The organism is Mesorhizobium huakuii, assembly GCF_014189455.1.
GTDB lineage: Bacteria > Pseudomonadota > Alphaproteobacteria > Rhizobiales > Rhizobiaceae > Mesorhizobium > Mesorhizobium huakuii_A.
The window spans coordinates 3098527-3122250 of record NZ_CP050296.1 but is presented as its reverse complement, the minus strand read 5'-3'; the positions used below and the strand labels follow the sequence as shown (position 1 = coordinate 3122250).

Below are 23724 nucleotides of genomic sequence, written 5' to 3'. Positions count from 1 at the left end.
AGCGCGCCGGCCGATCCAGATCGACGCGTTGGCGCGGTGCAGGAAATTTGGCCGGCTAAAGGACAGGCCGAGGCCAGCGATTGATGCGGTGTCGGCACTGGTGCGCCGGCTGGTGGTGGAGCGCGGGTGTTACGGGTGAGGCAGGATATGACGGGCCAAGCCTTGACGCGTTCGAGCCCCGCCCAACATATCGTGTCCAACGTGCCGATGGACCGTGCTTGCTGCCAATCCGAGAGGCGCGCGCCGAAACAGCCCTAACCCGCATTCAGGAACCGCGTCCATGCGCCGATATGCCTGCCTCCTTGGAATTTCAGCCATGACCGCGGCTCATCCCGCGATGGCGCAGAGCGACGCCGAAATGAAAGCGTGCATCGACCGGTCCGCCGGCGTCACCTCGCAAATGCTGGATTGCGGGAAAGCCGAGATCGACAAGTTAGATGCCAGGTTGAACGCGGCTTACAACACCCTGATGCATCGCGAACATGGCCCTCAACGTGCCCAGCTGCAGCGTGAGCAGCGCGCCTGGCTGAAACATCATTTGCAGGAAACGCACCGTCTTGCCGCCGATCCCAACAACGGATCGGCGGCCTTCCTCTCATCTCAAGGGTTTGAACTGGACGATTTGAGCGCACGCACGGCCGAGCTCGAAAAGCGTGTCCAGCAAAACCCGTAGTCACTCAACCAGGATCATCAGCACAATCGTGGATTGCTCTTCGCTTTGGCGTCTCATGCCTGCAAAGCAACGCTCAACTGCACCAACACGGGCCGGACGCATCCTCACAAACTGGTTGTGTTCGACCCTTGCGAGCGGTTACTAAAGGGCTGATGTCGCGGCACTTCGAGGCCCTGGATTAGTCTTGCTCATTTGCCAGCCGTGCTGGGCCGGATGGGTCGTCTCGGGGTTTAGATCCGTTGAAATGGAGCAAACGGGCATGGGCATTCTCGACTTTATTTCCAAACAATTTATCGACGTCATCCAGTGGACTGCCGACGAGCCGGGCGTGCTGGCCTCTCGCTTCCCGATGTCCGGCATGGAAATTCAAAACGGCGCCCAGCTCGTGGTGCGCGAGACGCAGAAGGCGGCCTTCTTCAATGAAGGCAAGATCGCCGACGTCTTCGGGCCAGGCACCTACACGCTTAATACCCAGACGCTGCCGGTGCTGACCTATCTGAAGAACTGGGACAAGTTCTTCGAGTCCCCCTTCAAGTCGGACGTGTATTTCTTCGACACCAAGGACCAGATCGACCGCAAATGGGGCACCACCCAGCCCCTGACCGTCCGCGACAAGGAATATGGGCCGATCCGCCTGCGCGCCTTCGGTAACTATTCCTATGCCATCGGCGATGTCGAAATGTTCTGGTCGCGCCTGGTCGGCACGGCCGAGCGCTCCACCTCCGAGATGATCGAAGGCCAGCTGCGCGGTGTCATCCTCACGGCCATCGCCACCACGCTTGGCCAGAGCAGCGTCGCCTTCATCGACATGGCGGCCAATCAGGACGCGTTCTCGCAGAAGCTGGCGGAGGCGATCGGCCCGGCGCTGCGGGCCTATGGCATCGACGTCAAGAGCTTCTACGTGCAGAGCCTGTCGCTGCCCGACGAACTTCAACGCATCCTCGACAAGGTGAGTTCGATGAACATGCTGGGCGACCTCAATCGCTACGTCCAGTTCCAGACCGCCGAATCGATCCCCATCGCCGCCGAGAATCCGGGCGGGCTGGCGGGGGCGGGAGCTGGCCTTGGAGCAGGGCTGGCGATCGGCCAGACCATGGCGCAGGGTTTCGGCAACGCTGCTGCTCCGGCAACGCCGGCCCAGGCGGCGCCGGCTCAACCGGCCGAGGACCCGATCCAGCTGCTCGAAAGGCTCGGCGGCCTGCTTGCCAAGGGGATCCTGACGCAGCAGGAATTCGACGCCAAGAAGGCCGAACTTCTGTCGCGAATCAAATAGGCTCCGAAGCGGGCTCAGCTTTCCAAACCTTGCGGTGCCGGGGGGCCGGCGCAGCCAATCGCCAACTCAGGGTTTTCATGCGCAAGTTCGCCTGTCCGTCTTGCGGCGCTGATGTCACCTTCCAATCGGCGCAATCGGTCTATGCCGTTTGCGCCTATTGCCAGTCCATGGTGGTGCGCACGGATGTCGACGTGAAGTCGATCGGCGTGATGGCCGCCCTGCCGGACGACATGAGCCCGTTGCAACTGGGCAGCGGCGGCTATTTCGAGGAGCAGTCCTTCACGCTCATCGGGCGGCTGAAGATCGGCTGGCGCGACGGGCTGTGGAACGAATGGCACCTTCTGATGGCGGACGGCCGGCGCGGCTGGATCGGCGAGGCACAAGGGTCCTTCTCCATCAGCTTCGAACTGGAAGGTGCCTTGCCCCGCGACGTCGAGGCGACCCTCGCCCACTGTCGGGCACTGCTGACAAGCGGCAAGGCCGCCGCCGAGGCAAGGCCCGGCTTTGTGGTCGAACTCGGCGGCGTCACGCTGCGCGCGGTCGACATCAAGCTGGCGACCTGCCTGGGATCGGAGGGCGAACTGCCCTTCGCCGCGCCCAAGGGCCGCCGGACGGTCGCGATCGACTGCATCGGCAGGAAGGGCGAGTTCGCCACGCTCGATCATGATGGCCGCGAGGCCCATGCCTATGTCGGCCGCTATGTGGAGTGGGATGCCTTCCGCTTCAGCAATCTGCGGCCGCTGGAGGGATGGTGATGGGCGAGCAGCCTTCGATCCTGCCGTCCGCCGAGCCGGCGCCGCCGCCGCGCGCGCCCGGCAAGCCGCGCACCTTCGCCTGCCCGAATTGCGGCGGGCCGGTCACGCTGCGCGCGGCCGGCCAGTCGATATCAGCCACCTGCAGCCAGTGTTCGTCCGTGATCGATGTCGCCGACGAAAATCTGAACATCATCGAGACGGCGCAATCGGCGATGCAGGACGCCGAGATCCCGATCGGCGTGCGTGCCCGGCTTGGTGATATCGAATGGGAAGTCGTCGGCTTTATGCGGCGCAGCGATGGGCCCGGCGACTTCCAGTGGACCGAATACCTGCTATTCAACCCCTATCACGGCTATCGATTCCTTGCCGAGGAATACGACCACTGGACCCTGGTGAAGATGCTGAACCGCGACGTCCCCGGCGCGGGCAGCCAGGGCGGGATCGATGCGAATGGACGCAGCTACCAGTTCTTCGGCAAGGGGATTGCACGCACAACCTACGTTGCCGGCGAATTCTTCTGGCGGGCATCAACCTCGGACGTCACCGCCGTAACCGACTATATCGCGCCGCCCTACAGGCTGATGGTGGAGAAAAACGACGAGGAGATCATCGTCTCCGAGGGCGAATATCTCGACGCAAGCCTCGTCGCCGCCGCCTTCAAGCTGCCGCTGCGCGTGCCCTCGTCCTTCTCGGCGGGCGTCAGTCAGGTGAATCCTTACAAGGCTTCCTTCAACGTCATCCTGGCGGCGGTGGTTGGCGCCACGCTGCTGCAAGTCGTCTCGCTGACAATGTCGGAAAACGCGATCGTCAGTTTCCAAACCTACGATCTGACCGCCGCCGACAAGGGCAAGACCCTGTCCTCCAGGCCGTTCCGATTGGAAAAGGAGGGCAATATCGAGATCGATACCACCTCGTACCTCAACAATGACTGGCTTGAGCTCGACATGGCGCTGGTCAACACCGACACCAACCAGGGCTATCCGGTGTTCCAGGCGCTGGATCATTACAGCGGACAAGATTCCGACGGCGCCTGGGAGGAGGGCAGCTATGACACGACTTCGCTGCTGCCGCCGGTTCCGCCGGGCACCTATCAATTGCTGGTCGAGCCCGATGCCGGCGTGTTCTCCAAGGCATCGTCATTGGCGCAGCGTGTCGTCATCTCTGTCCGACACGGCGTGCCGGTCTGGTCGAACTATTTGATCGCCATGGCGCTGCTGCTGGTCGTGCCGGCGTTCGGCCTCGTCAAGCGGTCGATGTTTGAGAAGTCGCGCTGGGAAAAGGGTGGCGTTGCCGAGTGATGCGAGAGGGGAAGAGATGAGCAAGCTGCAGATGATCTATGCCATGCTGGTCGTGCTCGGCATGTCGGCGGCCAACTTCAACGGCTATGCCTTGACCGCGATGTTCAACGGCAAGCAGACCGCCAACCGTGGCGTCAACGAATATCACAAATAGGGGGCTTTCGATGGATGTGACCGGCCTGATCGATTTGAAACTCGTCGTTGCCTCTTTGGTCTATTCGAGCCTGGGCCTCGTCGTCTTCGTCATCGCCTTCGTGCTGCTTGACCTCTTGACCCCGAAAGTGCACGTCTGGAAAGAAATCTGCGAGAAGCAGAACATGGCGCTGGCGATTTTCCTGGGGTCGGTGGCGATCGGCATCGCCCTCATCATCGCCTCGGCCATTCATGGCTGACGGGCGATCCCCGGGCGAGTTGGCGTAAGGCGCTTTCGTGGAAATCCTGCTGCTCTTTTCCGCCTTCGTCATCGCGACCTGCGGACTGGTCTACGAATTGATCGCCGGCACGCTGGCGAGCTACCTGCTCGGCGATTCCGTCACGCAGTTCTCCACCATCATCGGCGCCTATCTCTTCGCCATGGGCGTGGGGTCGTGGCTGTCGCGCTATATCGAGCGCAACCTGCTCGCCTATTTCGTCCGCATCGAACTTCTGATCGGGGCGATCGGCGGTTCCTCGGCCGCGGCGCTGTTCATCCTGTTCGACCAGGTCGCCTCCTTCCGCCTCTGGCTCTATGTCCTGGTCGGCGTGATCGGCATCCTGGTCGGCGTCGAAATTCCCCTGCTGCTGCGCATCCTGGAGGGGCGGCTCGCCTTCAAGGACCTGGTCTCCAAGGTCTTTACCTTCGACTATATCGGCGCGCTCTTCGCCTCGCTTCTCTTCCCGCTGGTGCTGGTGCCGCATCTCGGCCTGATCCGCTCGGCCTTCCTGTTCGGCATCCTCAACACCATGGTGGCGATCTGGATGCTCCATGCCATCAAGGCCGACATCATACCCCGGCGGGCGGCGCACAAGGCGGCGGCCTTCACCGTGCTGGCGCTGCTCATCGCCGGCTTCGTCTGGTCGGAACGCATCCAGTCGATCTCGGAGGCGAGCATTTATCCGGGCACGGTGATCTTCGCCCAATCCACGCCCTACCAACGCATTGTGGTCACCCGCCAGCAGCGCGACATCCGCCTCTTCCTCAATTCGAACCTGCAATTCTCGTCGCTGGACGAATATCGCTACCACGAGGCGCTGGTGCATCCGGCGATGAGCGCGCTGAAGGCGCCACGCAAGGTGCTGATCATCGGCGGCGGTGATGGCCTGGCGCTGCGGGAGGTGTTGAAATATCCGGCAGTCGAGGCCGTGACCATGGTCGATCTCGACCCCGCCATGACGCGCCTGTTTTCCAGCAACGAGCTGATGACGGCCCTCAATGGCGGCGCCCTGTCCTCGCCCAAGCTGACACTGATCAATGCCGACGCCTTTCTCTGGCTGCGGGAACGGAAGCCGGCCGATCAGCGCTTCGATGTGGTGATCATCGACCTGCCCGACCCCTCCAATTTCTCGATCGGCAAGCTGTACTCTCTCACCTTCTACCGCCAGCTGAAATCGGCACTGAACGATGACGGCATCGTGGTGATCCAGAGCACCTCGCCGCTCATCGCGCGCAAATCCTTCTGGTGCGTCGACAACACACTTGCCGCGGCCGGTTACCAGACCGCCGCCTATCATCTCTTCGTGCCGTCCTTCGGCGAGTGGGGCTTCATCATCGGCTCCTTCTCGCCCTATCGGGTGCCGGAGCACCTGCCCGAGGGGCTGCGCTTCCTCGACCTGCCGACCATGAAGGCGATGTTCCAGTTTCCGCCCGACATGGCGCATGTCGCCACCGCCATCCAGCGGCTCGATGACCAGCCGCTGGTGCGCTATTTCGACGAGGAGTGGGGCGATTACCTCATTTATTGAAAGCCGGCGTGCCGGTTTTCAGACCGGCAAGGAACGACCTCCTTTGAACGCGGCGCATCCGAAGATCATGACCGTGCGGTCGGCTTCGCGAGCGATGGCCATGCCATGAGCCGGATCACCCGCAAGCAGTTCCTGGCTCTTGGCGCCGCCTCGCTCGGCCTTGTCGGTTCCGGGCTGGCCGGCAGAGAGCTGCTGGCCGGAAGTGTGCTGTCCAGCGGCGGCGAGGGCGGCGCGGTGCCCGGTGAACTCGTCGGCGCCTCCTCCGCCATCGGCCACAGGCTGCGGGGCGGCACCTTCGCCGCGCCGGGCGAGATCCTGCGGACCGATATCGTCATCGTTGGCGGCGGCGTCGCGGGCCTGGGCGCCGGCTATCGCCTTGCCAAGGCCGGCTATGACGATTTCCTGCTGCTCGATCTCGAAGCCGCACCCGGCGGCAATGCCGCGAGCGGACGCAACGAGGTCTGCGCCTTTCCCTGGGGCGCCCACTACGTGCCGTTGCTGACCCAGGAAGCCAAGGCGGTGCGGGCACTGTTCGAGGATTTCGGTATCATCACCGGCTACGGCCCGACGGGCGCGCCAGTCTACGACGAATACGCGCTGTGCGCCGACCCGTCCGAGCGCCTCTACCGTTACGGGCGCTGGCAGGACGGCCTGGTGCCGGCGATAGGCCTTACCGCGCAAGAGGAGACGGAGACCAGCCGCTTCTTCGCCACGATGCGCGACTTTCGCCGGCGCGTCGGCAGCGACGGCAAGCGCGCCTTTGCCATTCCGCTCGACCTGAGTTCGCAGGACGCCGACCTGATGGCACTCGACGCCATCGCCATGACGGCCTGGATGGAGCGCGAAGGCTACCGCTCGCCAGGGCTCGCCTGGTATGTCGACTATTGCTGCCGCGACGACTACGGCACGCGGTCGAAGGATGTCTCGGCCTGGGCCGGCATCCATTATTTCGCCTCCCGCAACGGCAGGGCGGCCGATGCCGACGATCAGGGGCTGGTGACCTGGCCGGAAGGCAACGGCTATCTCGCGCGCCGCCTCGCCGAGGTCCTGGGCCCGCGCGTGCGACCGCGGGCGCTGGCTTTTTCCGTTGAAACAGGGGGTACCGGCGTGTCGGTCGATGTCTGGGATGCGGCCGAGGACAAGACCTTCCGCGTCGAGGCGAAGGCGGTGGTGCTGGCGACGCCGCATTTCGTCACGGCGCGGCTGATCAAGGATGCTGCCCTGGCCGCCGGCTTTTCCTATGCGCCCTGGGCGGTGGCCAACATCACGCTCGACAGCCTGCCGGGCGGCACGGGGGCCGGCCTGAGCTGGGACAATGTCGTCTTCGACAGCCCCTTGCTCGGCTACGTCGTGGCCACCCACCAGATCACGCAGATGCGCCCCACCAAGACGGTGCTGACCTATTACTGGCCGCTCAGCCACCTGCCGCCGGAGGAAGCGCGCCGGGAGGCCCTGGCGCGACCGCTGCCGGCCTGGCAAGGCATCTTCCTCAAGGAGCTTCTGGCAGTCCACCCCGAGCTCGAAGGCCATGTCCGGCGGGTCGACGTCTGGGTTTGGGGGCATGCGATGATCCGGCCGGTGCCGGGCTTCATCTGGGGCGCGCAGCGGCGCGCGGGTCTCGTGCAGAAGCCGCCTGTCTTCACCGCCCATTCGGACATGAGCGGCGTCTCCATCTTCGAGGAGGCCTATACGCACGGGGTGCGTGCGGCCGAGAACGCCATGGCCTATCTCAGCCATCCCTTCGAGACGGTGCTGTGATGGCCCATTCTCTCCTCAAGGCCCAACCCTGGATATTCTCCGCCCGCTTCGACCTCGGCTTCATCCTGGCGCCGGCGCTGCTGGTGACGCTGGCCGCCCTGGCATGGTCGCTGTTCGGCGGCGTGGCAAGCGAGACGTCGCCCTGGGTCTGGCTGGTGCTCGTGGTCGGCGTCGACGTGGCCCATGTCTATTCGACCCTGTTCCGCACCTATCTCGACCGCGCCGAGCTTCGCGCGCGGCCCTGGCTCTATGGCTTGACGCCGCTGCTGGCCTGGCTCGGCGGCTGCCTGCTTTACTGGTGCGGCAGCCTGGCGTTCTGGCGCGTCCTTGCCTATGCCGCCGTGTTCCACTTCGTGCGCCAGCAATACGGGTTCATGATGATCTATGCCCGCCGGGAACGCGGCCTGCCGCCGCTCTTGCGCCGCATCGACAAGGCGGCGATCTACGGCGCCACGCTCTATCCGCTGATCTACTGGCATTGCCACCAGCGGCAATTCTCCTGGTTCGTCGAGGGCGATTTCATCCGCTTCGACCTGCCGCTGCTCGCCACCGTCGCCGGCCTTTTCTATGGCGCCATCCTGGCCGCCTACGTCGTCAAGGAGACCGTGCTGCTGCGCCGCGGTATAGGCTTCAACCTGCCGCGCAATCTGCTGCTCGTCGGCACCGCGACATCCTGGTTCATCGGCATCGTGCTGTTCGACAACGACCTCGTCTTCACCGGCACCAACATCATCGCCCACGGCATCCCCTATATCGCGCTGATCTGGGGCTATGGCCGCAACCAGGCGCGTCTGCAAGGCGGGCGCAGTTCCTTCCTGGCGCCATGGATCGCCCATCTGTTCACCTGGCGGGCCGTGCCTGTCTACATGGCCGCCCTCTTCGGCCTCGCCTATCTGGAGGAGGGGTTGTGGGATGGCTTCGTCTGGCGCGAGCATGGCAGCCTCTTCGGCGTCTTCGATACCTTGCCGTCGCTCGGCTCTTCCAACGCGCTGATCTGGCTGGCGCCGCTGCTCGCCCTGCCCCAGGCCACCCACTACATCCTCGATGCCTTCATCTGGCGCATGCAGACCAGGGACACCAATTGGAAGCGGGTGCTGTTCGCGCAAGAGACGGGGCGGTCCTGATGGATAGCTGTGTGACCGATCAGGCCCAAACCGAGCAGGCCTTCGCCCCCGGCCTGCATCTGCTCGTCGATTTCTGGGAGTGCCGCGGGTTGCGGGATGCCGAGGGCATCGAGCGCGTGTTGCGCGAGGCGGCAGCGGCCTGCGGCGCCACGGTGCTCGGCGTCATGTTGCACAATTTCGGCGAGGAGGGCGGCATCACCGGCGTCGCCTTGCTCGCCGAATCCCATATCAGCATCCACACCTGGCCCGAGACCGGCTATGCAGCCCTCGACCTGTTCATGTGCGGCCGCTGCGACCCTCGAGGAGCCTTGCCCATACTGGAGGCGTGGTTCTCGCCGGGCCGTACGAGGGTGACGGAGCACCAGCGAGGATGAGGTTGCAGACCATCAGTTGGCGCAGGTTCTTCTGCCTCAAGCCAAGATGCAGTCCGAGTCCCGCCCTAGTCGGCACTCAACCCACTCTCGCTCAAAGCCTCGGCATCAGCCGTAGCGGTTCGCGCGCCCTGGCGATGGAGATGCGCTGGCGCTGGCCGCCGGAGAATTCATGCGGGAATTTGCGACCAGCGGCCTTTCCAAGGCCGGCCAGTTCCTGGAGATCGCCGACGATAGCCGCGGTTTCCTGCCCGCTCGGTGCCTTATTGTGCGGCCGCGCCCCGTCATCCCCTATATTAGTCAATAGTATGGACTCGACCGCCTGAGTCGCAACGCTTAGATTGCGTATGGACCTCTAGCCTTCCACGGGGACGCCAACTGAGATATCAGGATGGCTTGGCAATGAATACGTCGATAACTGCTATCACTGTAACGCATAACAGCGCGCATACCGTGCGTGGCGCGCTTGCTCGCCTGCCGCCAGGGCTGGAGATCGTATGCGTCGACAATGCAAGCACCGACGATCTTTCCGCCGCGCTATCCGGCCTTGCCGTCCATCGTATTGATAATGCTGTAAATCTCGGCTTTGGGCACGCCTGCAACATCGGGGCGGCGGCGGCATCGGGGGAGTATCTGCTGTTCATCAACCCCGATGTGCGTCTTGAGACAGACGCCGTCGATGCGCTTATGCAGGCGGCTGAACGCTACCCAAATTGCGGCGTCTTCGTGCCCCGCACCAACACGGTGGATGGGCGGTTGTGGTTTCGCGAGCAGAGCGAAATCGATCGCCTTTCCGGCGTGTCGCTGCCCACACGTGTTCGGCAGGTCTGGGGAGATTGTTGCGTCCGCTTCGTCAATGGCGGCGTGTTCATGATCAAACGGACGCTCTTCCTGGATACGGGCGGGTTTGATGAGGATATCTTTCTGTATTTCGAGGATGACGACCTCTCATACCGTCTGCTGCAGCGTGACGAGCCGATGATCCTTGTCAGTGGCGCACATGCCGTCCACGACATTGGCACTTCGGTTGCGCAATCAACCCGCTCACGGATCTTCCGGTATCGGTCGAAGATGCGCTCGGAGATCCACTTGCGCAAAAAGTACGGCATCGCCTATAGCCCATTCGTGGACATACTCCGTTATTCGACGAAAATAGGCTTCTATTGCCTGACGCTTAATCGAAACAGACTGATCAATTCCTTGGGCCGACTGATAGGTATATTTGACAGCATCCTTGACCGATCGCGCGCGAATCGGAACAGCGGCTATGTCGCCTGACACTGCCGACACCAGCGTTGCCTTGGCTGATGTCCTGCCCCGCGAGCCGCGAAAGGAAGAGGCATGGGGCGTCGACCGAAGCAGTGACGTGAGCGAAATCCACATCGACGCGCCGGGACGCTACATCGTCGAGCTTTCGCCGACAGACAGGCGGATGCCGTTTCTCCGGGTCAATGTTCGCCGCCCAGGACATGCCGACAGGATCGTCTACGTGCCGGTTACCAGGCGGACGTCCTATCTGCTCAGAAGCAGCGAAGGCGGCTTGGTACTGCAATTTGATAGAGGCGACCTCGTTGCGGCGAGCGTTAGACCCTTAGGCATCGGGGATATTGGCACGCTGTTGAGTCGACGCCGTCGCCACAAGCGCTTTCAACTGCGGTTTGGCCGAGGCCTCGTATTGCAGCCTCTTTTGCACATTGCAGGAGCGGAAGGGCGCGAATTGGCCCGTGCCCTCGGCAGCCTTGCCGGTTGGGGGTTTGGCACGGCAAGCGACAATCTGCAGAAGACCCTGTCGCGGCACTTTGATGGTCCGCCAGCCGAGGCACCCGAACGCCGGCCCACCGTCGAGCCGAAGATCGCCGTCGCGCTTCACCTGCACTACGTGGATCTCTGGCCCGAATTCGAGGCGCTGCTGGAAGCGATCGATCGTCCGTTCCATCTCATCCTCACACTGACCCGGCCCGACACGGCACTCGCGGCACGCGTTCAGGCGAAATTTCGGGATGTCGAGATCGTTGTCTATGACAATCGCGGTCGCGATGTCGGCCCGTTCATCCAACTGCTCCGCGAAGGAAGGCTCGATCCCTTCGATCTCATCTGCAAGCTGCATGGCAAGAAGTCGGGGCCGAGCGGGCCGCGTATGGTCCTTGGTGAGATTTGGCGCCAGGCGAGCGCCTTCGACCTGATCGGGTCCCGCGACGTGGTTGACCGCATCATCGCCGAATTCGAGCGTTCGCCCGACACCCAGATCATTGGATCCAGACGCTTTCGGTTGCCCAATGAATGGAAGGGGGAGAAGGCTGCGTGGGGCGAGAACAGGGCGATGGTCCTCAATTTGCTGGCGACAATGGGGATGCCCTCCAGTTCCCGTCTCGACTTCTTTGCCGGGACGATGTTCTGGGTTCGCCGCAGCGCGCTGGAACCCCTCATGCGGCTTGATCTGCCTTTGGCAGCCTTCCCCGAAGAGGCAAGCCAACATGACGGCACATTGCAGCATGCCCTCGAGCGTGTGCTTGGAATGATCTGCACAGAGATCTCCGGCGTTGCCTGGGACGATGACACGACGCCGGATTCCCGCGAGGCAGACCCGATTGGATAGATCCGAATTTTTGATCTTCGTAGGATCGTTGGCCAGCAGAACGCGATGGAAGAGATTTCGGCTCCGTCAACGAATTCGAGCCAGCGGGCTGTTCGATGTGTCGTGGTATCTCGTTCAAAATCCGGATGTAGTCAGGAGCGGGAAAGATCCGATCCTGCACTACATCAGGCACGGTGTCGCCGAGTCCCGGAACCCAAGTCCGAACTTCGACAACGAATACTACCTGACGAAATATCCCGACGTGGCTGTCGCGTCGATGAATCCGTTGGATCACTACATTCGTTTTGGCAAGATTGAGGGGCGCAGCACCCGACGTGCTCCGGGCACAAATGCCGGCGACATCCAGAGACCCGCCACCTATGTGCCGCGATTCAGCGAGGGGCGACCGGCCGCTTTGAGGGCGCGCCTGATTGCATTCTATCTGCCGCAGTTCCACCCGATCCCCGAAAATGATGCTTTTTGGGGCAAAGGCTTCACGGAGTGGACGAATGTGACACGTGCGGTGCCGCAGTTCGACGGTCATTATCAGCCCCGGCTGCCGGGAGACCTCGGCTTCTATGATTTGCGGGTTAAGGACATCCAGAAGGAACAGATCGAGATCGCCATGCAATATGGCATTTCGGGGTTCTGTTTCCACTTCTACTGGTTCAACGGCAAGCGCGTCCTCGATATGCCGATCACCCAATTTATCGAAAATGATGCTCATGAACTGGGCTTCTGTATCAATTGGGCAAATGAGCCTTGGAGCCGCCGTTGGGATGGGCGCAACCAGGAGGTGCTGATCCCGCAATCGCACTCGCCCGAGGACGACCTGGCCTTCATCGAGCATGTATCCGGCTATTTCCGTGACCGGCGATACATTCGTGTCGGCGGCAAGCCACTCCTCATGATTTACCGGCCCGGATTGTTTCCGTCGGCGACGGAAACGGCACAGCGCTGGAGAGCTTATTGCCGGGAAGCCGGCATCGGCGAGATTTTTCTTGCCTATCCGCAGTCGTTCGACATGGGCGATCCCGCCGAATTCGGATTCGACGCCGCCGTCGAGTTTCCACCGAATCTTGGAAGATTCCCCGAGATCAACGACAGCATCCCAACGCTCAAGAGCGGTTTCAGGGGAAAGATCTACGACTGGGCAGAGCTCCTCAATCGCAGCCGCGCCTACCCGCAGGTTCCTTACACGCTGTTTCGCGGACTTTGCCCCTCCTGGGACAACACCGCACGGAGAATGGAGGCAGCCTACATTCTGGTGAACGCATCGCCGTCCCGCTACAAAGAATGGCTCACCAACGCGGTCGTCGATACATGCGACCGTTTTGCCGATTTCGACAGCCGGCTGATCTTCGTCAATGCGTGGAACGAGTGGGCGGAAGGAGCCTATCTCGAGCCCGATGCCCGCTACGGCTATGCCTATCTGCAGGAGACGCGGTACGTCCTGTCGGCTTCGATAGCCGCCGGCAAACTGCCCAGGGATCCGTCCTGGAGCGTTTTGTTCGTGTCGCACGATGCGGTTCTCGGTGGCGCGCAGGCCTCATTGCTCGACATCGTCAAATGGCTCCAGGCGCACACGGACCTGGAGATCAAGGTGCTGTGCCTGGCAGGCGGTGAACGGTTCGAAGAGTTTCGACGCATCGTCGATACCGTCCTTCTGGATGATCCGGTTTCGAGGACCGAGCCCACCGCTACAAGGCTGGCACGCATAACCGCCTGGTTCGGCGGTAGGCCGGACCTCATCTATTGCAACAGTCTGGCCACCGGCCGTGTGCAAGCGCTGCTTGGTGAACTGGGCAGTCCTATCCTGACACATGCCAGGGAATTGGCAACGAGCGTCGCCCGATACGCCAAGGACGACATGGGGGATGTCGTCTCGCGCACGCAGAGATTCATAGCGTGTTCCCCAAGTGTCCGGGACTATCTGGCGGCCGAGTACAATGTCGAAGCGAACGCCATAGACGTCATTCCAAGTGCGGTTCCGCAAACCGACGCCGATCACAGTCGTACGGAAATCCAGCGCCTTGAAAGTCGCCAACGCGCCGGCTGGCCGGTGGACAAGACCATCGTGCTGGGATCCGGCCTCGGAATGCCATTCCGCAAGGGTGCCGACCTCTTTATCGAGGTGGCCCGCATTCTTCGTGCTCGCGGGGTCGAAGACTATCATTTCTACTGGCTCGGTTCGTTACCGGAGCGGGAACGGGATGAGGCTTTCGGTACGTGGTCGCAGCAACTCGACAGATTGCAAGCGGACGGGCTGGGCGAAAAGGTCACATTTCTGGGCGATGTCGAAGATGTGCGCGGCCATCTGCTGGCTGCCGATCTGTTTCTTCTGACTTCCCGAGAAGAGCCGTTCGGCCGTGTCATGCTGGAGGCGGCATTCGCCGAGTTGCCGGTGATCTGCTTCGCAGGGAGCGGCGGGGCACCAGATTTCGTCGAGGACGATGCCGGCATCGTTGTCAAATGGGCTGATCCTGTCGCGATGGCCGATGCCACGCAGAAACTGATCCAGGACCAGCCATTGTGCAGGAAGCTCGGCAGGCAGGCAGGCGCCAAGGCACGGCGGCATTTTTCCACCGATCGGGTCTTTCCGCGCCTGCTGTCGACGATGCGGAAGGTCGCCGGCAAGCCGCCCGCGGTCTCGATCATCGTGCCGAACTACAATTACGCCCGCTACCTGCACGAGCGTATGGACAGTATTCTGGGGCAGTCCTTCCAGGATTTTGAACTCATCATCCTGGATGATGCGTCAACGGACGATAGCAAATCGATTCTGGATTATTATGCCGGTGTCCATGGTACCCGTGTCATCGTCAATGAAAGCAATTCCGGGTCGCCCTATCCTCAATGGTTCAAGGGCATAGAGCTCGCAAGGGCCGATTTGATCTGGATCGCCGAAGCCGACGACGTATCCGACCCGGCTTTCCTCGAAACCCTCGTGCCACTGTTCCGCGATCCAAGCGTGAAGTTTGCTTATTGCGCATCGAAGATCATCAACGATCGAAGCGAGATCGTCGGCGACTATCCGTCCAGCCCGTACCTCACCGATCTCTCCAATTTCAAATGGAAACGCAGCTACCAAGTTTCGGCGGAACAGGAAGTCAACGACGGGCTGGGTGTCAAGAATACGGTCTTCAACATCAGTGCGGCGGTTTTTCGGAAGTTTGAAATCACGACAGATTTCGCCGAGCACCTCCTGTCCCTGCCTACGAGTGGCGATTGGTACTTTATCCTCGAGGCAATACGTAACGGCTCCGTCGCCTACGAGTCCGCATTGCTCAACCATCACCGTCGGCACAGGGACAGCGTAACCAGCCTCATCATGGCTTCCCATTCAGAGGCCCTGCTGCGCACACGGCAGATGATCCATCACCATGTGTTGCGCACATACGGGACGGATTTGGCCATCAAGCTGAAAATGGCCGAATATGTCGTACAGCTCTGGAACCGGCAGTTCCCCGAGCGCCCGGCGGAAGAGATGGAAAGCTTGTATTCGCTAAAGGCATTGGGCGAGTTACCTGCGAGACCATCGGAGAGCAGTTCCCCGGTGGCGTGAGTTGGCGAAGTGAGCTGGCCGCGCCTTAATTGCTGGCGGTGACGAGGTGGCCGTTGCCGACATCCTGCAGGGCCAGTTTCAGCGGTGCCTCGCCGATCCTGCGGGTGGCGCTCGGGATTTCCTGGTCGAGACGGGCGAAGCGGCTTCTGCGCTGCGCCGGGTCCGGCACCGGCACGGCCTCGATCAGCCGCCTGGTGTAGGGATGACGCGGGTTGGAAAAGACCTGGTCGCGCGTGCCCATCTCGACGATCTGGCCGAGATACATGACGGCGACGCGGTCGGAGATGTTCTCGACCACCGCCATGTCATGCGAGATGAAGAGATAGGCGACGCCGAATTCGCGCTGCAATTCCTTCAACAGGTCGAGCACGCGCGCCTGCACCGAGACGTCGAGCGCCGAAACGCTTTCGTCGGCGATGATCAGCTTCGGCCGCAAGGCAAGCGCGCGAGCGATGCAGACGCGCTGACGCTGGCCGCCGGAGAATTCGTGCGGATAGAGCTCCATCTGGTCGGCCGACAGGCCGACGCGCTCGAACAGTGCCGCCACGCGCTCCCGGCGCTCTTCCTTCGAGGCGATGCCGTGGATGACCAGCGGCTCGGCGACGAGGTCGCCGACGCGCATGCGTGGGTCGAGCGAGGCGAAGGGATCCTGGAAAATCATCTGCACGTCGCGGCGCACGGCCTTGCGCTCGTCGCGGCCAAGGCCCGACAAATTGCGTCCGCCGACGACGATGTCGCCGCTGTAGGGCACCAGCCCGGCCAGCGCCTTGGCGGTGGTCGACTTGCCGCAACCGGATTCGCCGACCAGCGCCAGCGTCTCGTTGGGCGCGATCGAGAAACTGACGCCTTCGACCGCGTGAACACGGCGGGTGACCCGGCCGAAAACGCCACCGCGCAGGTCGAAGCGGACATGCAGGTCTTTGACGTCGGCGACATGAACCGGCGTCGCCGTCTCGACGTCCCGTGATTTCTGGCGGCCGACACCGCTGCCGATGCGCGGCACGGCGGCCAGCAGCTCGCGCGTATAATCCGCCTGCGGCCGGGCAAAAATGTCCGATGTCTTTCCCTCCTCGACCATGCGGCCATGCCGCATGATGATGACGCGGTCGGCCATTTCGGCGACCACGCCCATGTCGTGGGTGATGAGGATGACGCTGGTGCCATGCTGGCGCTGCAGGTCGCGCAAGAGCTCCAGAACCTCGCCCTGCACGGTGACGTCGAGCGCCGTCGTCGGCTCATCGGCGATCAGCACGTCGGGTTCGAGCGCCAGCGCCATGGCGATCATCACCCGCTGGCGCATGCCGCCGGACAGTTCGTGCGGAAACTGTTTTAGCCGGCTTTCAGCCTCCGAAATGCGCACCGCCTTCAGCGCTTCGATGGCGCGCTGGCGCGCCTGCGCCTGTGACAGGCTGGTATGCGCCTCGATGGACTCGGTGAGCTGCCGGCCGATCGTCAGCACCGGGTTGAGCGAGGTCATCGGCTCCTGGAAGATCATGGCGATGCGGTCGCCGCGAATGCGGCGCATCCGGCGCTCGTCGAGAGTAGTCAGATCGGTATTGCCGAGATGGATTGTGCCTGACGATATGCGGGCGGCAGGCTGCGGCAGCAATTGCATGATCGCCAGCGCCGTCATCGACTTGCCGGAACCGGACTCGCCGGCAATGCAGAGCGTTTCGCCACGCGCCAGCGTCAGCGAGAGATTGGAGACGACCTCGCGCTCGCCATCGTCGCCGCGCACGCTGACGGAGAGGTTGGCGATGTCGAGCACCGCCCCGGCCGTCACCGGGGCGGTTGCCCCGGTCCGGTTTTTGCCTGTGCCGGCCTTCATTCAAACACGCAGCGCGGGAAGTAGAACGACACCACCCAGTTGGGCATGTCGACGATTTCGCTGATTCTGAGATCGCCGCAGACAGAGGCGAGCATATAGGCTTCGACCGGGTCTATCTTGTAGCGCCCGGCAAGCAGGTCCACCATCTGAGCAACGGCCTCCCTCGCACCCGTCATCAGGTCCGGTCCAATCCCCGTCGTCACCTCATAGCCCTTAGCGTCGAGATGGCGCGTCACCGGGCCGGGCGTCGTGAAGCGCGGCGTCTTCAGCCTGGCGTCCTTGACCAGGTCGAGCTTGAGCACGACATCCATCGGGCTTTCGATCGCCGTGCCACAGACCTCGCCGTCGCCTTGGGCGGCGTGGGTATCGCCAACCGAAAACAGCGCGCCCGCAACTTCCACCGGGAGGTAGAGCGTGGTGCCGGCAGATAGATCGCGGATGTCGAGATTGCCGCCGACGCGCCGTGGCGGCACGACCGAGTGAAGGCCCATCTCAGCCGGCGCATTGCCGATGGTGCCGGCGAAGGGTTTCAGCGGTACACGCGCGTTTTTGCCGAACAGCGCCGGTTCGAGCGAGGCGGCATCGTATTTCCAGATGTTCAGCGCCGGCTCCTTGAAGTCGTCGGCGAGCAGGCCGAACCCCGGTATGTTCCCCGTCCAACCGAAGCCGGACGGTTTGAACATCTCGATCGTCACCTTCAGCGCGTCGCCGGGCTCGGCGCCCTCGACGAAGATCGGCCCGGTCACCGGATTGATCCCGGCGAAGTCGAGCTTGGCGATGTCGGCGACCGTGCTGTCGGCCTTCAACTGGCCGCCGGAAGAATCGAGACACTGGAACTCGATGGTCGAGCCAGGCGCCACCCGCTCGGCCGGGACAAAGGAATTGTCCCAGCCGAAATGATGATGGCGTCCATGGATGGTGTAGTCGCAGCTATTGCACATCTTTTACGTACACATTGTCATAGTTGATCGGGATATGGACCGGGTCGACATAGAGGTTGTCGGCGCCGCCCATGCGGGCCGATTTCATGGTGAAGCGCTGCTCGTTGAAGACCGGCGCCCAGGGCGCGTCTTCCATGATCTTGTCGTAGATAGCGCTCCACATCTTGTCGCGCTCGACGGCCTTCGCCGGGTCAACCACCGAGTCGGCCTCGGCCGCCTTGGCGTCGAGATCCTTGTTGCAATACCACGACCAGTTCCAGCCACCGGGCACCGCGCCGGCGCAGCCGAGGATCGGGCCATAAAAGTTCGACGGATCGGGGAAATCGGCGATCCAGGCCATGCCGCCCGACCAGATCATCGGCGCGCCGGCCTTGTCGCCGCCGGCGGCGATGACGTTGGCCTGGGCGAGCGACTGGATGCTGGCCTTGATGCCGATCGCCGCAAGATCCTGCTGGATCGCCTGGGCGATGCGCGGGTTGGGGTCGGTGTTCATGGCGAACAATTGCGTGTCGAAGCCGTCAGGATGGCCGGCCTCGGCCAGCAGCGCCTTGGCCTTGGCGACATCATAGGGATAGCCTTTGAACGCCTTGTCGTAGCCCGGCATCGACGGCGGCAGCGGCTGGTTGGCCGGCACGGCGCGGCCGTTGATGATCTGGATGATGCGCGCCTTGTTGATCGCCATGTTGACGGCCTGGCGCACCTTCACATTGTCGAACGGCGCCATGGTGGTGTTCATGGTGACGTAGCCGGTGTGCAGCTGGCCGCCTTCGACGACGCGCGCCTTCTGCTCGGGATCGGCCATCACTTCCTGGAATTTTGCCGGCGGAATGCCGTCGCCGGGCACGTCGATCTCGCCCTTCTGCAGGCGCAACAGCGCCACGATCGGCTCCTGGCCGATCTCGAAGGTGATCTTGTCGAGATGCGGCAGGCCCTTGTGCCAGTAATCCGGATTGCGCTCGAAGACGATGCGCTGGCCAAGCGTCCACTCGGCGAGCTTGAAGGCACCGGTGCCGACAGGATGCTTGCCGAAATCGGCGCCGTATTTCTCGACCTCTTCCTTCGGCACGACATGCGAGAAGTTGATGGCCATGACATGCAGGAAGGTGGCGTCGGGGCGGGTCAGTTCGAACTTGACCGTGTAGGGGTCGACGACGGTGACGCCGGCGAGGCTTGTCGCCTTGCCGGCGGCGACATCGTCATAGCCCTTGATCGAGCCGAAGAAGCCGGCGCCGGGGCTCTGCGTCTTCGGGTTGGTGACGCGGTCGAGCGAATATTTCACGTCGTCGGCGGTCATTTCGCGGCCATTGTGGAATTTCACGCCGTGGCGCAGCTTGAAGGTGAAGGTCTTGCCGTCCGGCGAAATCTCGTAGCTTTCGGCAAGGTCGGGCTTGAGGTTGGTGGTGCCCGGTTCGTAGTCCATCAGCCCATCGAACAGGCTCTTGATCATCGACCAGTTCTGCCAGTCATAGCCGATCGCCGGATCGAGCGTCGCGACATCGTCCTTGTAGGTGATGGTGATGGCGCCGCCCTGCTTGGCGTTGGGATCGATGGTGTCCTCGGCGCGGGCGCTTGCCATGCCGAGCATCAGCGCCAGCGCCGATGCCGCCACGGTGGTGGCCAGAAATCTTTTCATGTCGTGTTCCCTTTCTCTGATTGTTTTCTGGTTTGAGCTTGATGCTCATCTGAGTTTGATACGGGGGTCGATGAAGGGCGCGATGATGTCGGCCAAGAGATTGCCGAGCACGATGGCGAAGGCCGAGACCAGCGTGACGCCCATGATGATCGGGATGTCGACCCGCTGGATGGCCTGCCAGGCAAGCTGGCCGATGCCGGGCCAGCCGAACACGCTTTCGACGACGACGATGCCACCCATGAAGATGCCGATGTCGATGCCGATCATGGCGATGACCGGCAGGATGGCGTTGGGCAGCGCATGGCGGAAAATGATGGCGCTACGCGCCAGGCCCTTGGCGCGGGCCGTGCGGACATAATCCTGGCGCAGCACGTCGATCATCGACGAGCGCATCATGCGCGCGTACCAGCCGGCGCCGAGTATGCCCATGGTCAGCGACGGCAGCACAAGATGGCGCCAGGTGCCGTAGCCGCCGATCGGAAACCAGCTCAGCCGCACCGCAAAGACGTAGAGCAGCAAAAGCCCGACAACGAATTGCGGCGCCGAGACGCCGACGAAGGAGGCGACCATCAGCGTCTGGTCGGTCGCCGTGCCGCGCTTGACGGCGGCGATCAGGCCCATGGAGAGCCCAATCAGCAGCTCGCACAGGATGGCGCCGAGCATCAGAAGCAGGCTCGCCGGCAGGCGCGAGACGATCAGCTCGGTGACTTCGGAGCGCTGGATGTAGGAGCGGCCGAGATCGCCACTGACGAGCCTGGTGAGATAGTGCCAGTACTGGACGATGAAGGGCTGGTCGAGGCCGAGCTGCTGGCGGATGTTCTCGACCGTCTGCGGCGTGGCGCTGCGGCCGGCGATCTGGCGCACCGGGTCGGCCGGCAGGAGATAGAGCAGCGCAAAGGTGATCAGCGAGACACCGAGCAGGATGAGCAGCGACTGGATCAGGCGGCGGCCGAGATAGGCGATCATGCCCGACCCCTCTGCGTCGGGTCGAGTATGTCGCGCAGCGCGTCGCCGATCAGGTTGAAGGCCAGTGCCAGCGCCAGGATCGCGGCACCCGGGAAGAACACCAGCCAGGGTGCTGCCTGGAAATAGGTCTGGTTCTCGAAGATGATGTTGCCCCACGACGCGGTCGGCGGCTGCACGCCGATACCGAGGAAGGAGAGCGTCGCTTCGAGCAGCACCGTGGTCGAAATGCCAAGCGTGCCCCAGACGATGATGGTCGGCAGGAGATGCGGCAGGATGTGGCGAAACAGGATGCGCGGCGCGCCGGCGCCGATGGTGCGCTCGGCATCGATGAACTCGCGTTCGGCGAGCGAGGAGGTCTCGGTGTAGATGACGCGCGCCGTCTGCACCCAGTTGACCAGCGCAATGACCATGGCGACGATCCACAGGCTCGGCTGGAACACCGCCGCCAGGCAAATAGCAAGCAGCAACGCCGGAAACGCCATCATCAGATCGGTGAAACGCATCAGCGCACTGCCGACCCAGCCGCGGAAATAGCCGGCGGTGACGCCGACCAGCGTACCGATGAAAAGCGCCACGCCATTGGCAACGATGCCGATGATCAGCGAGGTGCGGGCGCCATAGAGGATGCGGGTCAACAGGTCGCGGCCGAGCAGGTCGGTGCCGAGCCAGAATTTGCCATCCGGCGGCAGCGGCGAGCCCTCGATGGTCAGGCCGTCGAACATCTGCTCGTTGGGATCGTAGCCGGTCAGCCAAGGCGCCAGAACGGCGCCGGCGACGACAATGGCGACGATCACCAGGCCGAGCAGAGCCAGACGGCGCCTGACCAGCCGGCGCCAGACACCGGCGCGCGGCTTGGCCGGCATGCGCACTGTTGCCGACAGATCAGGCGCGATGGGACTGGTCATCGCCGCCTTCCTCATCCGTCATCGCCACGATCCGGCGCGCGGCATCCTCGACGCTGATCTGCCAGCTCATCGCCAGCGAGCGCAGCTGCGCATAGGCGCGCTCGTCATCGGTGCCCTTCGACAGTGCCGCCACCGCGCGCACGATCGTCTGCCGCTCGGCGACGCGCTGGCGCAGCGAGGCGATTTCGCCGGCTAAATGTTTTCGCGCCTCGAAACTCTGCCGCGCGATCAGCAGCGCGCTGTAGACGCCGGCAGTGCCGACCGGCTTCAAGAGTTGCGCGTCGGCCTTGTGCGACAATGCCCATTCGATGCGGCCCGGCGCCTCGGAGCCGATCAGCGCCACCAGCGGCATCGGCGCCTCGCCGGCTTTCCACGGGAATTGCTCATCGAACCCGAGATCGGCGTCGAAGAAGACGAAATCGGCCGCGAGCGCTTCGGGCGGCAGTTCCGGCCAGCAATCGAGCGTGACCAGGCCGATCGCCGACAATTGCCGGGTGATCGCCTGCACCGTCGGATGCGGGCGATGCAGGATGAAGGCCCTGGCGCCGCCGAGATTGGGGATGCGCGGCGTCCTGGTCACGACACCACCCGCAGGCGCGGACGGCCAAATGTCTTTGCGGGATCGTAGCGCGACAGATAGGGATCCGGCGCGACCTCGTCCTCGCGGCTGACGACCTCGAAGAAGCCGTCGGCGATCCGCCCGATGATGACCGGCAGCGTCGCGTGCTGGGTGTGGGCGTCGATGGCGATCGGCCCGATCCGGGTGGAAAAGCGCCGTGCGGCGAAAATCTTCGAGAATTCCGTTGGACCGGCCTCAGGATCGCGCGCAAGCACGTCGGCCATCACCTGCACCGAGGCATAGGCGGAGGCCTCGAAGGACGAGGCAAACGCTGCCGGCCGTGGCGCGAAATACGGCCCGACCGACAAATGCCCCTTCCCCGTTTCGCCGATCGCCGGCAGTTCGCCCTCGGTGAGGTTACAGGAGATGACCGGGCAGTTTTCCGGACGGAAGGCCGCATCCTCGTCGCCCAGATCGCGATAGGCGGCCAGAAAGGCGTAGGACGAGGTGCCGATCAGATTGTTGAGGATGAAGCTCGGCCGTGTCGCCCGGATCTCGGCGATTAGACGCGAAACATCGGTCTCGCCGACGCGCAGATAGCGCTCACCCAGCACCTTGCCACCAGCGTCCGCGATCAGGTCGCGCGCCACGCGGTTCATCTCCCAGCCCCAGATATAGTTCGAGCCGAGCAGGAAGCCATTGGCGCCGAAGCGCGGCACGACATGCGCCATCAGCGGCACCAGGTGCTGGTTGGGGCAGGCGTGCATGTAGACGACATGCTCATTGGCCTCGAAGCCCTCATAGGGACAGGCGTACCAGAGCATGCCGCCCGCCTTCTCCAGCACAGGGATGGTCTCCTTGCGGCTCCAGGAGGTGACGCAGCCGACGACGTGGCGGGCGCTGCTGGTCTTGAAAATGTCCTCGCAGAGCGTCGCGTAGCGGTCGGCATTGCTTTGCGGATCGCGCTCGACCGGCACCAGCTCGATACCTGAGCCGCGGTCGGCATTGATGTCGGCGATGGCGCGCATGGCGCCCATGCGGCACGCATCGGAGACGAGCTGATAGCTGCCCGAACGGGAATAGAGGATGCCGATCTCGATGCGCCGCTTCAAACAGGACCCCAGAAATGAAAATGCCCCGCAGCCAGCGCCGCAAAGGGCGAGGCATACGAGGCATTCTTGCCGCCCGGCGATCAGAGCCGGTATTTGGCCTTAGGGTATTCGGTCCGGCTGGTCAGTCAAGCGGGAAAGTGGATAGTGTCCCGGTCTGAAATTTTGAGGCCGTCGCTTGTCGCGATCCACCTAAACTGAACCCATGGGAGGTCCAATGCCATTGCGCTATGCTGTGAGACTTGCCCCGACGACGCCAGGGTGCTTCACTTGAAGCTCAATGAGGCTGCTGACAACGGCGGTCGCGTCGTTAACGTCATCTGGCAGCCGGAGCGCGAAGTAATCAACAGAGAGTACCATGACGATGTCAGGTTGCCTGTCTTAGCTGGCTACATCATCATTCTTGAGTATTTCGAATAATCCCCGGTGGGTCTTAGCGTCGTGGGCTCA

General features: G+C 62.9%; 21 protein-coding genes and 1 pseudogene. 14 read left to right on the top strand and 8 right to left on the bottom strand.

Going from position 1 to position 23724, the window contains the following annotated elements; all coding sequences use genetic code 11:
* Nucleotides 1-280: 280 nt before the first annotated feature.
* From HB778_RS15455 to speD, 10 genes are all read left to right on the top strand, one after another.
* Nucleotides 281-673, top strand: coding sequence for a lysozyme inhibitor LprI family protein (locus HB778_RS15455; protein ID WP_183464623.1), 393 nt, complete (start codon nucleotides 281-283; stop codon nucleotides 671-673).
* A gap of 259 nt (nucleotides 674-932) precedes the next feature.
* Nucleotides 933-1946 carry an SPFH domain-containing protein gene (locus HB778_RS15450; RefSeq protein WP_183464622.1) on the top strand — a complete coding sequence of 338 codons (1014 nt, stop codon included), beginning with the start codon at nucleotides 933-935 and terminating at the stop codon, nucleotides 1944-1946.
* 77 nt (nucleotides 1947-2023) lie between these two features.
* Nucleotides 2024-2701, top strand: a complete 678-nt coding sequence (locus HB778_RS15445) for a DUF4178 domain-containing protein (RefSeq protein WP_183464621.1) — start codon at nucleotides 2024-2026, stop codon at nucleotides 2699-2701.
* Nucleotides 2701-3999: a DUF4178 domain-containing protein gene (locus HB778_RS15440; protein WP_183464620.1), complete on the top strand. Its 1299-nt coding sequence runs from the start codon at nucleotides 2701-2703 to the stop codon at nucleotides 3997-3999. Before HB778_RS15445 ends, HB778_RS15440 begins: the two co-directional genes overlap by 1 nt.
* 16 nt (nucleotides 4000-4015) lie before the next feature.
* On the top strand, nucleotides 4016-4153 hold the full coding sequence (locus HB778_RS15435) for a hypothetical protein (RefSeq protein ID WP_183464619.1): 138 nt from the start codon (nucleotides 4016-4018) through the stop codon (nucleotides 4151-4153).
* 10 nt (nucleotides 4154-4163) lie between these two features.
* Nucleotides 4164-4391, top strand: a complete 228-nt coding sequence (locus tag HB778_RS15430) for a DUF350 domain-containing protein (protein ID WP_183464618.1) — start codon at nucleotides 4164-4166, stop codon at nucleotides 4389-4391.
* A gap of 37 nt (nucleotides 4392-4428) precedes the next feature.
* Nucleotides 4429-5940 (top strand): polyamine aminopropyltransferase, encoded by a 1512-nt coding sequence (locus HB778_RS15425; protein ID WP_183464617.1) that lies wholly within the window; start codon nucleotides 4429-4431, stop codon nucleotides 5938-5940.
* A gap of 105 nt (nucleotides 5941-6045) precedes the next feature.
* Complete coding sequence (locus HB778_RS15420; RefSeq protein ID WP_183464616.1) at nucleotides 6046-7698, top strand: FAD-dependent oxidoreductase; 1653 nt, start codon at nucleotides 6046-6048, stop codon at nucleotides 7696-7698.
* Nucleotides 7698-8822: a hypothetical protein gene (locus HB778_RS15415; RefSeq protein ID WP_183464615.1), complete on the top strand. Its 1125-nt coding sequence runs from the start codon at nucleotides 7698-7700 to the stop codon at nucleotides 8820-8822. Before HB778_RS15420 ends, HB778_RS15415 begins: the two co-directional genes overlap by 1 nt.
* Nucleotides 8822-9196: an adenosylmethionine decarboxylase gene (gene speD / locus HB778_RS15410; protein WP_183464614.1), complete on the top strand. Its 375-nt coding sequence runs from the start codon at nucleotides 8822-8824 to the stop codon at nucleotides 9194-9196. The genes HB778_RS15415 and speD overlap by 1 nt, the downstream gene beginning before the upstream one ends.
* Before the next feature lie 124 nt (nucleotides 9197-9320).
* Here speD and HB778_RS42795 read toward each other — a convergent pair.
* Nucleotides 9321-9449 (bottom strand): annotated as a pseudogene (locus HB778_RS42795) (ABC transporter ATP-binding protein); the annotation flags it as partial.
* 146 nt (nucleotides 9450-9595) lie between these two features.
* On the opposite strand from HB778_RS42795, the gene HB778_RS15400 reads away from it, so the two are divergent.
* From HB778_RS15400 to HB778_RS15390, 3 genes are all read left to right on the top strand, one after another.
* Nucleotides 9596-10471, top strand: coding sequence for a glycosyltransferase family 2 protein (locus HB778_RS15400; protein ID WP_183464613.1), 876 nt, complete (start codon nucleotides 9596-9598; stop codon nucleotides 10469-10471).
* The gene (locus HB778_RS15395; protein WP_183464612.1) at nucleotides 10461-11789 is read left to right on the top strand and encodes a rhamnan synthesis F family protein; all 1329 of its coding nucleotides are present in this window, start codon (nucleotides 10461-10463) and stop codon (nucleotides 11787-11789) included. Before HB778_RS15400 ends, HB778_RS15395 begins: the two co-directional genes overlap by 11 nt.
* 97 nt (nucleotides 11790-11886) lie before the next feature.
* Nucleotides 11887-15333 carry a glycoside hydrolase family 99-like domain-containing protein gene (locus HB778_RS15390; protein WP_183464611.1) on the top strand — a complete coding sequence of 1149 codons (3447 nt, stop codon included), beginning with the start codon at nucleotides 11887-11889 and terminating at the stop codon, nucleotides 15331-15333.
* Nucleotides 15334-15358: 25 nt separating this feature from the next.
* On the opposite strand, the gene HB778_RS15385 is transcribed toward HB778_RS15390, so the two are convergent.
* From HB778_RS15385 to HB778_RS15355, 7 genes are read right to left on the bottom strand one after another with little or no spacing between them, the layout of a single operon-like run.
* Nucleotides 15359-17161: an ABC transporter ATP-binding protein gene (locus tag HB778_RS15385; RefSeq protein ID WP_183464610.1), complete on the bottom strand. Its 1803-nt coding sequence runs from the start codon at nucleotides 17159-17161 to the stop codon at nucleotides 15359-15361.
* Nucleotides 17158-18102 (bottom strand): acetamidase/formamidase family protein, encoded by a 945-nt coding sequence (locus tag HB778_RS15380; RefSeq protein WP_183464609.1) that lies wholly within the window; start codon nucleotides 18100-18102, stop codon nucleotides 17158-17160. Before HB778_RS15380 ends, HB778_RS15385 begins: the two co-directional genes overlap by 4 nt.
* Nucleotides 18092-19735, bottom strand: coding sequence for an ABC transporter substrate-binding protein (locus tag HB778_RS15375; protein ID WP_183464608.1), 1644 nt, complete (start codon nucleotides 19733-19735; stop codon nucleotides 18092-18094). The genes HB778_RS15380 and HB778_RS15375 overlap by 11 nt, the downstream gene beginning before the upstream one ends.
* 45 nt (nucleotides 19736-19780) lie before the next feature.
* Nucleotides 19781-20701: an ABC transporter permease gene (locus HB778_RS15370; protein WP_183464607.1), complete on the bottom strand. Its 921-nt coding sequence runs from the start codon at nucleotides 20699-20701 to the stop codon at nucleotides 19781-19783.
* Nucleotides 20698-21606: an ABC transporter permease gene (locus tag HB778_RS15365; protein WP_432421252.1), complete on the bottom strand. Its 909-nt coding sequence runs from the start codon at nucleotides 21604-21606 to the stop codon at nucleotides 20698-20700. The genes HB778_RS15370 and HB778_RS15365 overlap by 4 nt, the downstream gene beginning before the upstream one ends.
* Complete coding sequence (locus tag HB778_RS15360; RefSeq protein WP_183464606.1) at nucleotides 21584-22186, bottom strand: ANTAR domain-containing response regulator; 603 nt, start codon at nucleotides 22184-22186, stop codon at nucleotides 21584-21586. Before HB778_RS15360 ends, HB778_RS15365 begins: the two co-directional genes overlap by 23 nt.
* The gene (locus HB778_RS15355; RefSeq protein ID WP_183464605.1) at nucleotides 22183-23277 is read right to left on the bottom strand and encodes a transporter substrate-binding protein; all 1095 of its coding nucleotides are present in this window, start codon (nucleotides 23275-23277) and stop codon (nucleotides 22183-22185) included. The genes HB778_RS15360 and HB778_RS15355 overlap by 4 nt, the downstream gene beginning before the upstream one ends.
* 267 nt (nucleotides 23278-23544) lie before the next feature.
* On the opposite strand from HB778_RS15355, the gene HB778_RS15350 reads away from it, so the two are divergent.
* Nucleotides 23545-23694, top strand: a complete 150-nt coding sequence (locus HB778_RS15350) for a hypothetical protein (RefSeq protein ID WP_183464604.1) — start codon at nucleotides 23545-23547, stop codon at nucleotides 23692-23694.
* The last annotated feature ends 30 nt before the right edge of the window (nucleotides 23695-23724 follow it).